Here is a 14,043-nt window from a genome sequence, read left to right as displayed (position 1 = left end):
GACCAGTTCGTCCAGTCGCTGGCGGAACAGGTCATTACTCTTTTGCGTGCACGGCTTTGGCCCCATCTAACCCTCGCTAAATTTGCAGGAAATTGTAGCAATTTTACCAAAAACTGGTGAATTTAATCGCCTTAATTCATCAATTCATCACACAGAATCAGAATGTTGTGGATTGTTCAGACTGAACTAATTATTCCATTTCTATTTCATAAGTTACGTCTATTATTTCACTTATGAAATAGAAATGGAAATTAAACGTCCGGTAGTCCGACAGATGAAATCCCACCACGATCGTCATGATTTCACTAAGACACAGCTCCCCTCGCCGCCGACGCAGCTTTAGCGGGGATTCCAGCAAGTGCTGCTCCCACCACGACCCAAATCCTTTACAAAAGTCGTCAATTGCACAAAAAAATCGCTATAGCATCCATCGGAATCTGACTCCTCCAGTGATGAAGCTCTTTCTCATAATCGTTTCATCATAAGGAATCCGGATTCCTTGTTACAGCTTTTCTTATGTCGAACTCACGTTATTTACATATCGAGGTAATCCGATTGCATGGGCTAATACTCGCGCATGGAAGCAAGGATTAAAACGAGCAGGAATAGAAAATTTTAGATGGCACGACCTGCGTCATACATGGGCAATCTGGCTAGCTCAACAAGGTACGCCCGTGAATGTATTGCAGGAGCTTAGAGGCTGGAGTCGGAAGAGATGGTAAGGCGGTATGCAAAACCGCAACTTATGCAGCATGCCGAGCTAGTTTCTAATATCCTTGATGACACAATTCTGTCACACTAGAAAGAAAAAAGAGGTTAGAAATTAATCTAACCTCTTGATTTTTGGTGGGTCTGGCTGGACTCGAACCAGCGACCAAGGGATTATGAGTCCCCTGCTCTAACCAACTGAGCTACAGACCCTATATTCATATTATTATTTTTAAGCTTTCTCAATTATTACCCGTATCAAGGAAGCTGCGTAGGCGTTCCGAGCGGGCTGGGTGGCGCAATTTACGTAGGGCTTTGGCCTCAATTTGCCGAATACGTTCACGTGTAACATCAAACTGTTTTCCAACTTCTTCCAGCGTATGATCTGTATTCATTTCTATACCAAAACGCATACGTAATACCTTAGCTTCACGCGGTGTCAGAGAATCGAGTATATCCTTTGTGACGCCCCGTAAGCTGGCATAGACTGCCGCATCGGCAGGCGCCATGGTTGCTGAATCTTCGATAAAATCCCCCAAATGTGAATCTTCATCATCACCAATTGGTGTTTCCATAGAAATCGGTTCTTTGGAAATCTTAAGAATTTTGCGAATTTTCTCTTCAGGCATTTCCATTTTCTGCGCTAGAACTGCTGGCTCCGGTTCTTGTCCCGTTTCCTGCAAAATCTGACGCGAAATACGATTCATTTTATTTATGGTTTCAATCATATGCACCGGAATCCTGATAGTACGCGCCTGATCAGCGATTGATCGGGTAATTGCCTGACGTATCCACCATGTTGCATAAGTAGAAAACTTATAGCCACGCCGATATTCAAATTTATCTACTGCTTTCATCAAACCAATGTTGCCTTCCTGAATCAGATCTAGAAATTGCAATCCCCGATTGGTATATTTCTTAGCAATGGAAATCACCAGACGTAAATTCGCTTCAGTCATTTCACGTTTGGCTCGACGCGCTTTTGCTTCACCGGTGGACATCTTGCGATTAATTTCTTTCAGATCCTTGATGGGAATACCTACTTTATTTCTAAGTGCCAGTAAATTCTGCTGTTCCTCCATAATTGCAGGCTTATAGTGCTCGAGTGCTTGACCATACGGTTTTCCAGCTTCGATTTCCTGCGCTACCCACTTCAAGTTCGTTTCATTTCCAGGAAAAGTCTTGATGAAATAATTCCTTGGCATTTTTGCTTTGGTTACGCATAAATCCATTATCTTGCGCTCGTAGTTACGCACATCGTTAACAAGCGCACGTTGCGTGTCACATAGCTTCTCCACCATTTTTGCCGAAAAACGAATCCCCATCAGTTCCGATGAAATTTTATCCTGTAACTCGATATATCCGGAATGATAAGGCCCCTCTTTCTCAAGGAGAGCTTGCATTTCGTTATATATTTCACGAATAATTGCAAAGCGCTCGAGAGCATCAGTCTTTAATTTCAATAAGTTGGCACTCGCAACTGCCGCGCTGTCTCCATCTTCATCTTCGTCTTCATTATCGAGGTCACTGGCTTCCAATTCTTGCTCCAATGCTTCTTCTGAAAATTCTTCATTCATCATGTCTTGCGCACTGGTATCCAGCAATCCATCCACAACTTCATCAATACGGAGATTATCTTTTTCAATTTCAGTTGCCAGATCGACAATTCCTGCAATAATCGGCGGGCATGCTGAGATTGCTTGAATCATATGGCGCAGACCGGCTTCAATACGTTTTGCAATCTCAATTTCACTCTCGCGCGTCAACAAACCTACTGAGCCCATTTCACGCATATACATACGCACTGGGTCTGTTGTACGTCCAAACTCAGAATCTACCGTAGAAAGCGCAGCTTCAGCCTCTTCCGCCACATCCTCATCAGCAACAGTGGTTGCGGCATCTGACATCAGCAATGTTTCAGCATCAGGCGCTTCATCATGCACGGATATACCCATATCATTGATCATGCTGATGATGCCTTCTATCTGTTCCGCATCTAACATGTCATCAGGCAGATGATCATTGATTTCAGCATAGGTCAAATACCCGCGTTCCTTGCCCAATCCGATCAGCATCTTCAGGCGCATACGGCGTGCTTCCATATCTTGCGGTAGCGTAATACTGCCCTGACTACCAGAAAGAGGTTCTAACTCACTCATCTGCTCCTTGTCAGAGGCTGACTTTATTTTTTTAGGAGTTCTGCCTCGGGTCTTTTTGCCGTTGTTTGGCTCGACATCACTTGTGTTTAACACAGCTTGCGCTATCTCATCAATACTTTGATGAGCTGTTTTAGAAGATGCTCTTAAATTAGCCTCACCTTCACTCATTGCTTTTTCACTCACTTCAGTAGCAGTTGTCTCAATTTTTTTTTGATCAAGCTCTTCTTTTTCCATCATTTCTTTATCGGTATCTTTCAATTTTCTAATTGTTACTTTCTCTTTTTTGATAACTTCAGTATCTTTTGACTTAACCGCTCTTGTTTTTGGCATATTCGATTCCAATAATATGGATAAATTAGAAGCTGAAAATATTAGATTATATCAAAATTCAGATACTACTGACATCCTGTCACTGATTTCATAACATTGCCAATCGTTGTAACTCTTGCTTCTCTTCATCGGTTAGCTTATTCAAAGACTTGCTATGCAGCTCTGTCATGCGTTTCTTACGCTGTATTTGTTGCAATTTCTCTAACGCTCCCAAGAGTTCTGCCTCCAAATCAATCGCATCACTCCACCCCAAAGTTTCACTTTCAATACTTTCCAGTAATGCCTTATATGGATTGTCTTGTAAATAAGTCAGTATTGAAGGTGTTGATTTACTTTCAATCAAGTGAGGATGTGAATCTAGAAAATCAACCAGTGTTTTTAGTGCAGCAGCTTCTTCATTGTTTTCACTGCATTTGACAAGCAAATCTCTATCCAGTTTAATCACATGACTTGGATTGTTCAGTATGATCAGAATCAACCAATGATAAGGTGTAATAGGTTGTTTTTTAGATACATTTTTCATTTTACGAATACTTGATGTGCGCTTTATTTGTAACAAATCCTCCAATTCACCTTGGCTAATTTTACTCAGCTCAACTAAACGCTTCAAAAGTATTACGGATAATGCCGATGCTTTTACTTGCTGCAATAGGGGCTTTGCATCACTTACTAGTTTGGCGCGGCCTTCACTGGTTTGAAGATTTATTCCAGAACATAATTCCTTAAATAGAAATTCTGATAAAGGAATAGCTTGCTTAAATTGCCGTTCAAAGGATGCTTTTCCGTATTGCCTCACATAACTGTCAGGATCTTCTCCTTCAGGTAAAAAAAGAAAATCTACATACTTACCATCTGAAATGAATGGCAAGCTATTCTCAAGTGCACGCCAAGCCGCTTTTCTACCAGCCTTGTCGCCATCAAAACAAAAAATAATATGATCAGTCTGACGTAAAAGTTTCTGAATATGGAAGCTGGTCGTTGCTGTCCCCAAGGCGGCTACTGCATAATCAATCCCATGCTGAGAAAGTGCGATCACATCCATATAACCTTCTACAACTACTACATGATTTACTTCACGAATGGCGCGACGAGCTGAAAAAAAGTTATATAATTCCCGCCCTTTCTCAAATAAAACTGTTTCTGGAGAGTTGAGATATTTTGGCTCTTCCTGCTCTAATACCCGGCCGCCAAAGCCAATAATCTGCCCTCTTTGATTAAGAATCGGGAACATGATGCGATCTCTGAATCGATCATACTGCCTGCCTTCATTGGAAATAATTACCAAGCCTGCACTCACTAATAATTTACGCGTTCTTTCGCTTTTATAGTCAGGAAAAACCGCCTCAAGACTTTGCCAGCCAGCAGGCGCATAACCCATCGAAAACCGCGCAGCCGTTTTGCCTGATAAGCCACGTTTTTTGAGATAAGTAATAGCTTTTTCTGAAATTTTCAATTGCTCTCTATAAAACTGCGTAGCAACGCGCAGTGCTTTTATTAAATCCTGTGGGAATATCTCCGCATTATTATCCTTATTCTCCGCCACCGAAGAAGGCGATATATGTGATTCAATGGGTTTAAAAGGTGCATCAATTAGCTGTACTGGTACTTGCATCCCCGCATAAGCTGCTAAGTCATGCACTGCTTCGATAAAGCTCAAGCCGCTATATTCAATCAAAAAACTAATCGCATTACCATGTGCCCCACAACCAAAACAATGATAAAACTGCTTGGTCTGACTAACTGTAAATGAAGGAGTTTTTTCATTATGAAATGGACAGCAAGCTACAAAATTAGCGCCTGCTTTTTTCAGAGATACATGCCGATCAATCGCATCAACGATATCTACACGACTGAGCAAATCATGAATAAAAGGCTGAGGGATCATCTATCGAAAGCTATCAATAATGCCCAGCAAATATAAAAGTTAAAATTTAAGCAGCTACAATTAGTTAAAGATCAGAAACTCTAAAAGCTTAATCTCAGCTTGATATTTCTTTCTTAATCAAGGTTGATACTTTAGCCATATCAGCACGCCCGGCGAGCTTCGGCTTCAAAAAGTTCATTATTTTACCCATGTCCTGCACGCCTTTTGCCCCTGTTTCGGAAATCGCTTCAGCAATCAAGGCATCTATTTCTGAATCGTTGAGTGCTAGGGGCATATAGATGCTTAAAATAGCAACTTCCTCTTTCTCAATATCAGCCAGATCGGTTCGCTGCGCAGCTTCATATTGCGCAATAGAATCCCTTCGCTGCTTAAGCATCTTTTCAATCACCGCAATGACAGCTGCATCATCAAGCACGATGCGGTCATCTACTTCGCGTTGTTTAATAGCGGCTTGCAGCAAACGAATAGTATCCCGTTGCTTGGTATTACCTGAGCGCATAGCCGCCTTCATGTCTTCAGTAATTTTCTGTTTTAAACTCATAGCAAAAAGTTCGATATGATTAATTATCAACTGGCCATTAAGTTTCTACAAATACCAAAAAAGCGTTAAGTTACTTCCAAATTAATTTTATTACTATTGATCTAATAAAGCTTAGGAGGGAGCAATTGGCTGCGCAAACGTTTATAATTGCGCTTTACAGCCGCCGCCAGCTTGCGCTTGCGCTCCGCTGTTGGTTTTTCATAAAACTCACGAGCACGCAGTTCAGTTAGTATCCCTGTTTTTTCTATCGATCGCTTAAAGCGCCGCATAGCAACTTCAAATGGCTCGTTTTCCTTAACTTTAATAGTCGTCATAAATATGCAAAAACCTCGATTAGTTAATATACAATAAGAACTTGAATTTATCCCACACCAAACAATAAAATTAGATAAGACGCAACAAAAGCTTTTGATTATAACATCAAAAGCTCTGCTAAAAAAGAACAAATTTTCTCTTCTATTTTTTCTTAATGCTTGTTCTAGGTATTGAAACTTCTTGCGATGAAACTGGAATCGCACTTTTTGACACAACACAGGGTCTACTCAGTCATACGCTCTACTCTCAAATAGAAATGCACAGTGAATATGGTGGTGTAGTGCCAGAACTGGCTTCGCGCGACCATATCCGGCGCGTGCTGCCGTTAATCAAACAAACTTTATTTACCGCAAAATGTCGACTGCAACAAATCAACGCCATCGCTTATACGCAAGGCCCGGGGTTGGCCGGTGCCCTTCTGGTAGGCGCCAGTATTGGCGCTGCCCTGAGTTTTGCGCTAAAAATCCCTGCGCTGGGTATCCATCACCTGGAGGGGCATCTATTATCGCCTTTATTATCTACCCCTGCACCGAGATTTCCGTTTATAGCACTGCTGGTATCGGGAGGTCATACGCAATTAATGCAAGTTGATGCTGTTGGTCAATACAAATTACTGGGCGAGACTGTTGATGATGCCGCAGGCGAGGCTTTTGATAAAACAGCCAAATTGCTGGGATTAGGCTATCCGGGAGGAGCAGCTTTATCAAAACTGGCACGGCAAGGTCGCTCAGGACGTTTCAAACTCCCGAGACCGATGCTTAATAGCGGAGATCTCAATTTCAGCTTTAGCGGCCTGAAAACTGCGGTACTTACTCTGATCAATAAACAGGAAGTCACGCAACAAATCTGCGCAGACATTGCCTTAGCCTTCCAAGAGGCCGTTGTAGAAGTTTTAACAGCAAAATCCCTGGCGGCTCTGTCACAGACAAGCCTCACGCAACTAGTCGTGGCGGGAGGTGTCGGTGCTAATGATCAATTACGTCAGAATCTCAGCAAAAAAGCAGCTTCAATCGGTGCAACTGTTTTTTACCCGAAGCTTGAATTCTGTACTGATAATGGCGCGATGATTGCTTTTGCTGGCGCGATGCGGCTGCAGGCTACACCTGATAAAGTATGGCAACCAGCACGCAGCTTTACCGTCAATGCACGCTGGAATCTGGAAATGCTTGAGGCAGCGGACGATTAAGTCAGGAACCGGGAGATTTTTTCTCACCAATACGCCCTTCCTTACCTGCCAGCAGATTAACAATATTGGACTGATGACGCCAAATCAACACTAATGACATAAGCAGAACTGCCGGGGTACTTTCTTCAAACCCCAGCATGCTCACGGTATAAACTGGTGTCAGTATAGCCGCAATCAAAGCGGACAAGGATGATATGCGCCAGATCATAGCAGCCAATAACCACGTTGCTAGTGTCATCAAACCCACCCAGAGATTCAGCCCCAGCAGCACGCCCACCGCAGTTGCTACACCCTTTCCCCCCTGAAAACGCAAAAAAACCGGAAACACATGCCCTAAGAATACTGCCACTGCAGCTACGGCAATGGCCTCCTTACCCAAGTCCCAAAGCAGTGCATAATATTGCGCCAGAGCTACTGCAAACCAGCCTTTTCCGGCATCGCCAAGCAGTGTAAAAACAGCCGCAGCCTTTTTACCGCTACGTAACACATTCGTGGCTCCGGGATTCCTTGAGCCGTAAGTGCGCGGGTCGGGCAATTTAAAAATCCAACTGGACACTACAGCAAAGGAAATCGACCCCAACAAATAAGCCAACAAAGCAAACACTACTATCATCATGCGTATTAGCACCACCCATGCAAAATAAAAATAGAATAAAATGTTGTATTCTTCACACCGAAGCTTTCCAGCAACCCAAAAATAAACCCACTCATTTTATCGTTTGATCTCAATGGATATTATTTTTCTGCACGACTTTAAAGCCAAAACCTTAATCGGAATTTATCCATGGGAACGCAAGGTTCCTCAGACCATCCAGGTGGATCTGGAGATTGCACTTCCCAGCAGCAACGCATGCAAGTCCGATCGTATTGAAGATGCGCTAGATTATGCATTAGTCACCAAGAGAATTAGCGAAATCTTGGCAGAAAAGCATTTTTCTCTGCTGGAAGCATTGGCTGAACATATCGCACAAACCATCCTGAAAGAATTCAAATCACCGTGGGTTAAAGTCAGTGTTGCAAAACTTGGAATTATACGTGGGGTAAAAAAGCTTGGGGTATGTATTGAACGAAGGTCTGACACTTCAGGCAGTCAGTTAACCTTGTAGCTGGATTGTTTTGAGCATCCAGCATCAAACTTGCTTGCTATCATCAGCTGGTGACTGGTAGCGCGTCGGGTCTGCCACACCCGCTGCAGCAAATCCGGCATGTCGAATACGACAGGAATCACAAATACCGCAAGCCCGCCCCAATTCATCCGCCTGGTAACAGGAAATAGTCAGCCCGTAATCAATTCCGAGTGCAAGTCCCGCCTCGATAATTTCTTTCTTGGATAAATGGATGAGTGGCGCGTGAACGGTAAGTTTTCTGCCTTCAATTCCCGCCTTGGTTGCTAGATTTGCCATCTGCTCGTATGCTTGAATGTATTCTGGACGGCAGTCCGGATAACCGGAATAATCCACTGCATTCACACCGATAAAAATATCCTGACAATCCATAGTTTCGGCCCATGCCAGCGCCAGCGACAGCATGATGGTATTTCTGGCTGGGACATAGGTAATGGGTATGTCTGTAGTTTTAGTTTCGCCAGAAGTTGGTACTTCGATCGACCAGTCTGTGAGTGCTGATCCGCCAAATACTGTCAAATCCAATTTAATAATTTGGTGTGCATGAGCACATAACGATTGAGCAACCTTCTGCGCAGCTTCTAATTCTGATCGATGCCGCTGACCGTAATCAAGACTTAAGGCATAACATTCAAATGTCTGGTGCCGTGCAATGGCCAGTATCGTCGCAGAATCCAATCCACCCGATAACAATACAACCGCTTTTTTCATATGCTGATCAGCTTAATAGATTGGAATGCTGCAAATTTCAATGTCCCGGCCCCTCTCCCCACAATAATTTATGCATCTGAATCTGCATCCTAACCGGTAACGCGTCACGCAAAATCCATGCCGCGAGTGCCGCGGAATCAAGGCTCTTATAAGCAGGCGAAAACAAAATGGGGCATATCTGATGTAATTGCTTGCTGTGAATGATTTCACAAGCCCACTGATAATCGGCCTCATCGCAAAGTACGAACTTGATCTCATCGCGCTGTGTCAGGTGAGCAAGATTCAGCCAATTATTTTTGATCACCTCGCCCGAACCGGGTGTCTTGATATCCATCACTTTGCATACGCGTTTGTCTACTTGGGATAAATCCAGTGCGCCGCTGGTTTCAAGTGATACTGAATACCGCGCTTCACATAATGCTGTCAGCAAGACCAAACAGGCTTTCTGCGCCAATGGTTCTCCGCCGGTAACCGTGACATAATGGGTTTTATATTGCGCTACTTGATCTAGGATATTGGCTACCGACAGGCTCTCACCCCCGCTAAAAGCATAGGCGGTATCACAGTAACCACAACGCAAAGGACAGCCCGTCAGGCGTACAAAAACCGTCGGTAGACCCACTCGGCTTGTTTCGCCCTGCAAGGAAAAGAAAATCTCACTGATACGCAAAGTTGTCGTTTCTAGCGTTTGCACAATGACTGATTAGCTGGAAGAAAAACTTTAACCGCGTTGCCGGTTAATGCAACAAATAGCGAGGTGCTATTTGTGAATGATGAATTTTATTTGAAATTAGCCAAACGTTGCTTGGCTTTTTTTGCTGCTTCACTGTGGGGATATTTTGCGACCAAATCTTCTAAAGTATGCTTACTTGCCTTGTTATCGCCCATCTCATGCTGACTAGTGGCGATATTAAGATAAGCATCCGGTGCTTTAAGGCTATCCGGATACTTATTGATCAATCTTCTTTGCGCATCAATTGCCGCCTTGTAATCCCGCAATGCATAGCGTGCATTGCCAACCCAATAGGCAGCACCGGGTGCCAGACTAGATTGAGGGTAATTCTCCAGAAAATTCTCAAATTGCGCGATGGCATTCGCATAATCCCCGTCTTTAAATAAATTAAAGGCTTCCTTATAGGCACTATTTTCTATCGGACTGGGCGGTAACAGTTCAACGGCTGATACTGATCCGGCGTCAGGTTGCACCATGGCAACTGTTTCTTCAGTTAATATCGATTCCGCTATTCCTGCTACAGGTGGCGCTACTGCCTGCTCTTCAGGCGGAGGAGTTACCATGCTCTGGGGAGAACTTTTAGGGCTTGTCTGAGAAGAAGGGGTTCGCTTGTCAGGCTGTTCAATCTGACGCAATCGATTATCCAGGTCAATATAGAAATCTCTTTGTCTGTTTTGCAACAGACCATTATCATTACTCAGCATTTCTATTTGCCCGTTTAATTTTCCCAACTCGAGCCCAAGCGTTTCAACCTGCGCATAAAGCTCGAGTAATGCTTGGCTGTTCAGTGCCTGCTCCATCTTGGCGATACGCGCTTCCATTTCATTGACCTGTTTACGTAATGCACTGATTTGTTCGCGTGCCTCATCATCACCAAACAATGCTGCATAACTCACATTACAGCTCACTAGTAGCAATAAAAAAAAAGCGCGTATCAGCATGTTTATTCACCTCGATAAATGATATCGGAACGACGATTCTGACTCCAGGCTGATTCACCATACCCCAATGCACGCGGTTTTTCTTCCCCCAAGCTAACGGCTTCAATTTGTCCATCCCGCGCACCGGCAAGCGTCATCATATTTTTTACGCTATCGGCGCGACGCTGTCCTAACGCGAGGTTATATTCACGACTACCACGATCATCCGTATTCCCTTGCAGAATTACACTGGCGCTCGCATTATCCCGCAAGAATTTGGCATGGGCCAGCACCAATTCGCGGTATTCACTTTTAACGGTATAGCTATCATATTCATAATAAACGCTACGCTGTGACAGGATGCTGTTGGGGTCTTGCAATTGACTAAAATAACTGGCTCTATCAGAACCGGAGCCCATCAGATCACTTCCTCCCAAACCGTTGCCCGCACTGCCTGCCAGATCTTCAACCTCAGGCTGGGTTGTTTGGCTGGCACACGCTGATAACAGAACAATTAATGAAACACCTACTAACTTCCTCATTTATTAACTCCCCTTGACTAAAAATTAAATGATTACTTCCATTTTGGTAAAGGCCCCCATGCTGGCTCTCTGATATCGCCTGTTTGTACTGAAAGATGTTGCCTTGTCTGCCCATCCCTGGAGACAGCGGATAATATACCATGCCCATCAATCTCGGTTGCATATAAGATCATTTTACCGTTGGGTGCAAAACTGGGAGATTCATCAAATTTGGAATTTGTCAGTATCTGTACTTGACGTGAGCCAATCTCCTGAACGGCTACATTAAATTGATTATTATGCCGGTGGATAAAAGCAAAACTTTTGCCATCCCGGCTGAAATCCGGGCTGACATTGTAATTGCCCTCAAAGGTAAGGCGTTCTGCACGGCTGTTTTCAGTATCGCTTACTGACATGCGGTATATTTGTGGACTACCACCGCGATCGGAAGTAAATATGATCGACCGGCCATCGGGAGAAAAACTGGGTTCAGTATCAATTCCGGAACTCCTGCTGAGCCTTTGCAGACCACTGCCATCGACATTTACAAGGAATATTTGTGAACCACCTTGTCCGGTTAAAACGACAGCCAGTCTTTTGCCATCAGGAGACCAGGCCGGGGCGCTATTACTGCCTTTAAAGCTGGCAACCGCCCTGCGTTCACGTGTCGCCAATGTTTGCACATAAACGACCGGCTTTTTGTTTTCAAATGAAACATAAGCCAGCTGGTTGCCATCCGGTGACCAGGCCGGAGAAATAATCGGTTCCGTATACTCAATGATCGATTGCGCATTATAGCCGTCCGAATCGGCCACCTGCAGAGCATATTTGTTGCCACGTTTCAGCACATATGCAATACGTGTGCTAAACACCCCCACATCGCCCGTCAGTGCTTCGTAAATAACATCCGCAATCCGATGCGCCGCAGCACGCAATTGCGTGGAAGGAACAGTGATTGCCAAGCCTGTGAGTTGCGATTTCTTAGCAACATCCATCACCCGAAATTGAATTTCTACCTGTTCGCCAGGCAAGCTGATTGCACGGCCAATTACTAAGGCATTAGCTCCCCGGTTAGCCCAATCGGCGTAAACTACCTCGGTTGGTGTATGTGGAGACGATCCAGCAGGATCGACCAATCTAAACAAACCGGTGCGCTGCAAATCAGCACTGATGATAGGTGTAATGCTTTGTTGCAGTTTATTCTCGTCTGCGAAAGGCACAATGGCGATGGGAATACGAGATGCTCCCCCGCCAAAAATCTCGATATTCAGTTGTGCATGTAACGGGGCACTGATCCACCATAACAGCACGATCAATGCACTACGGATATGTTTGAACCAATGAATTGACATAAGTATTAAATTGTTAGAAAGCAGAAAGTTTCCTGGTGATTATAACAATCATTCACGATAATGCACTGTTATATTCAGGTTACGAAATTCATTGAATAAAGCAGGCTCGGGCGGTAGCGGCAATGGTTTTGATAGGAAAATCGCACGCTCGACGGCACTGTCAAAAGCCGCATACCCGCTACTCCTGCTTAACCTGACATCCAAAATATCGCCGCCCGGCAGTAGCGTAACATTGAATTCAACCACTGGATTACCAGGCAAATCAGGCGGCATGACGATTCTACTCCTGATCTTGGCAAGAATCATGGCCTTATATTTTGAAATCTCATTCGTAATCTGATTTCTTGCAGCTGCTTGCTGTGCAGCACGTTGAGCCTCAGCTTCCCGCTGAGCTCTCGCCTCTTTCTCACGTTGCTGTTGGGCTGCCAGCTCCTCTCTCTGTTTCTGGAGTTCTTTCTGCTTTTCTAACTCCTTCTGCCTCTCCTCTTCTTTACGCTTCTCTAATTCTTTCTGTTTTTCTAGTTCCTTTTGCTTCTCCAGCTCTCTCTTTTTTTCTAATTCTTTCTGCTTTTCCAGTTCTTTCTGCTTCTCTAGTTCTTTTTGTTTCTCAAGCTCCTTTTGCTTCTCGAGTTCTTTTAACCGTTCTTGTTCTTTTATTTTTTCCTGTTCTTTTTTCTTTTGTTCTTCCAGATCCGATTTAGCCTCTTTAACCGGCTCAGGCTTCTGCTTCATGGCGATATCAGGTTTTTTAACAGGCGCTGCCGTAACGGGTTTCTGAGGCAGAGGTTTAACCGGCTCCGGTCTAGGCGATTCGGGTTGGGGCGGCTCGAGTTTGGGTGGCTCCGGCTTAGGTGGCTCTGGTTCTGGTTCCGGCTCTGACTTAGGCTTGGCAGGTTCCTGAACAGGCTTAGGCTGCTTGGGAGGCGGCTGAGTCTTTACCGATTCCTGAACAGGCTTGGGCAGTTCGGTCCATATATCCACGACCATTCCTTCTGGTGGATGATCCTTCCAACTCACGCCAAAAATCAATAGCGCAATAAAAACCAGATGCACCAACACAGCCAGTACACCAGCCAGAAATGATCTAGGCTCTGAATAAGGCGTATTGCGTAAGACGCTCACACTCATTACAGATGATTCATTTTTGTTGAGCCAGCAGACCTACTTTCTGCACTTGATTTTGCTGAAGAATATCCATTACTTTAATGACTTCTTCGTAGCGCACATTTTTGTCAGCAGCAATCACGACTGGCTGTTCCGCATGTTGCGCCTGCTTTTGCTTGATCGCCTCAATTAATTGATCTCGATCCACTTTCTGCTCTACCGATGATTTGGCGCGATCCCTCAAGGTCAGGCTGCCATCCGCTTTAATGATCACTTCCAGCGGCGCCACAGGAACCGCCAACGATTTGCCAATCTGAGGCAGCTCAATTTGCCCATGGTTAATCATCGGTGCTGTAATCATAAAAATGATCAGCAACACCAACATCACATCAATGTAAGGCACTACATTGATTTCATTCATTAGTCGATGCTTGGCACGACGCGCCATACAATC

At 44.3% G+C, this 14,043-nt stretch carries 14 protein-coding genes, 1 tRNA gene and 1 pseudogene; 3 read left to right on the top strand and 13 right to left on the bottom strand.

The window, feature by feature from the left end; genetic code table 11:
* Positions 1–575: 575 nt before the first annotated feature.
* Positions 576–827, top strand: a pseudogene (locus BM021_RS16550) (tyrosine-type recombinase/integrase); the annotation flags it as partial.
* Between the two features lie 17 nt (positions 828–844).
* Here the strand turns inward: BM021_RS16550 and BM021_RS03690 are convergent.
* The 5 genes from BM021_RS03690 to rpsU form a co-directional block, all read right to left on the bottom strand.
* Positions 845–921 (bottom strand) — tRNA-Ile (locus tag BM021_RS03690).
* 29 nt (positions 922–950) lie between these two features.
* Positions 951–2,867 carry an RNA polymerase sigma factor RpoD gene (gene rpoD, locus BM021_RS03685; RefSeq protein ID WP_090719005.1) on the bottom strand — a complete coding sequence of 639 codons (1,917 nt, stop codon included), beginning with the start codon at positions 2,865–2,867 and terminating at the stop codon, positions 951–953.
* A 418-nt stretch (positions 2,868–3,285) separates the two neighbouring features.
* Positions 3,286–5,082 carry a DNA primase gene (gene dnaG / locus BM021_RS03680; protein WP_090718996.1) on the bottom strand — a complete coding sequence of 599 codons (1,797 nt, stop codon included), beginning with the start codon at positions 5,080–5,082 and terminating at the stop codon, positions 3,286–3,288.
* Positions 5,083–5,176: 94 nt separating this feature from the next.
* Positions 5,177–5,623, bottom strand: a complete 447-nt coding sequence (locus tag BM021_RS03675) for a GatB/YqeY domain-containing protein (protein WP_090718994.1) — start codon at positions 5,621–5,623, stop codon at positions 5,177–5,179.
* A 101-nt stretch (positions 5,624–5,724) separates the two neighbouring features.
* Positions 5,725–5,937, bottom strand: a complete 213-nt coding sequence (gene rpsU, locus BM021_RS03670) for a 30S ribosomal protein S21 (RefSeq protein WP_013648785.1) — start codon at positions 5,935–5,937, stop codon at positions 5,725–5,727.
* A 155-nt stretch (positions 5,938–6,092) separates the two neighbouring features.
* Here rpsU and tsaD point away from each other — a divergent pair, with 155 nt between their 5' ends.
* Positions 6,093–7,124, top strand: coding sequence for a tRNA (adenosine(37)-N6)-threonylcarbamoyltransferase complex transferase subunit TsaD (gene tsaD, locus BM021_RS03665; protein WP_090718992.1), 1,032 nt, complete (start codon positions 6,093–6,095; stop codon positions 7,122–7,124).
* A 1-nt stretch (position 7,125) separates the two neighbouring features.
* Here the strand turns inward: tsaD and plsY are convergent, their stop codons facing one another.
* On the bottom strand, positions 7,126–7,740 hold the full coding sequence (plsY, locus tag BM021_RS03660; RefSeq protein WP_090718990.1) for a glycerol-3-phosphate 1-O-acyltransferase PlsY: 615 nt from the start codon (positions 7,738–7,740) through the stop codon (positions 7,126–7,128).
* Between the two features lie 112 nt (positions 7,741–7,852).
* Between plsY and folB the strand changes: the two genes are divergently transcribed.
* Positions 7,853–8,230, top strand: coding sequence for a dihydroneopterin aldolase (gene folB / locus BM021_RS03655; protein WP_090718988.1), 378 nt, complete (start codon positions 7,853–7,855; stop codon positions 8,228–8,230).
* Positions 8,231–8,254: 24 nt separating this feature from the next.
* Here the strand turns inward: folB and queC are convergent, their stop codons facing one another.
* From queC to tolR, 7 genes are all read right to left on the bottom strand, one after another.
* Positions 8,255–8,959 carry a 7-cyano-7-deazaguanine synthase QueC gene (queC, locus tag BM021_RS03650; protein WP_090718986.1) on the bottom strand — a complete coding sequence of 235 codons (705 nt, stop codon included), beginning with the start codon at positions 8,957–8,959 and terminating at the stop codon, positions 8,255–8,257.
* Between the two features lie 37 nt (positions 8,960–8,996).
* Positions 8,997–9,653, bottom strand: coding sequence for a 7-carboxy-7-deazaguanine synthase QueE (gene queE / locus BM021_RS03645; RefSeq protein ID WP_090718984.1), 657 nt, complete (start codon positions 9,651–9,653; stop codon positions 8,997–8,999).
* An 86-nt stretch (positions 9,654–9,739) separates the two neighbouring features.
* Positions 9,740–10,633 carry a tol-pal system protein YbgF gene (gene ybgF, locus BM021_RS03640; protein WP_090718982.1) on the bottom strand — a complete coding sequence of 298 codons (894 nt, stop codon included), beginning with the start codon at positions 10,631–10,633 and terminating at the stop codon, positions 9,740–9,742.
* 2 nt (positions 10,634–10,635) lie between these two features.
* Positions 10,636–11,154: a peptidoglycan-associated lipoprotein Pal gene (pal, locus tag BM021_RS03635; protein WP_090718980.1), complete on the bottom strand. Its 519-nt coding sequence runs from the start codon at positions 11,152–11,154 to the stop codon at positions 10,636–10,638.
* 32 nt (positions 11,155–11,186) lie between these two features.
* Positions 11,187–12,485 carry a Tol-Pal system beta propeller repeat protein TolB gene (tolB, locus tag BM021_RS03630; protein ID WP_090718978.1) on the bottom strand — a complete coding sequence of 433 codons (1,299 nt, stop codon included), beginning with the start codon at positions 12,483–12,485 and terminating at the stop codon, positions 11,187–11,189.
* A 48-nt stretch (positions 12,486–12,533) separates the two neighbouring features.
* Positions 12,534–13,613: a cell envelope integrity protein TolA gene (gene tolA / locus BM021_RS03625; protein WP_090718976.1), complete on the bottom strand. Its 1,080-nt coding sequence runs from the start codon at positions 13,611–13,613 to the stop codon at positions 12,534–12,536.
* A gap of 10 nt (positions 13,614–13,623) precedes the next feature.
* Entirely contained in the window at positions 13,624–14,037 is a 414-nt protein-coding gene (gene tolR / locus BM021_RS03620; RefSeq protein WP_090718974.1) for a protein TolR, read from the bottom strand.
* Positions 14,038–14,043 lie beyond the last annotated feature (6 nt).

It is taken from the genome of Nitrosomonas sp. Nm166 (assembly GCF_900112825.1).
Lineage (GTDB): Bacteria > Pseudomonadota > Gammaproteobacteria > Burkholderiales > Nitrosomonadaceae > Nitrosomonas.
This window is presented reverse-complemented; position numbering and strand designations above follow the sequence as displayed.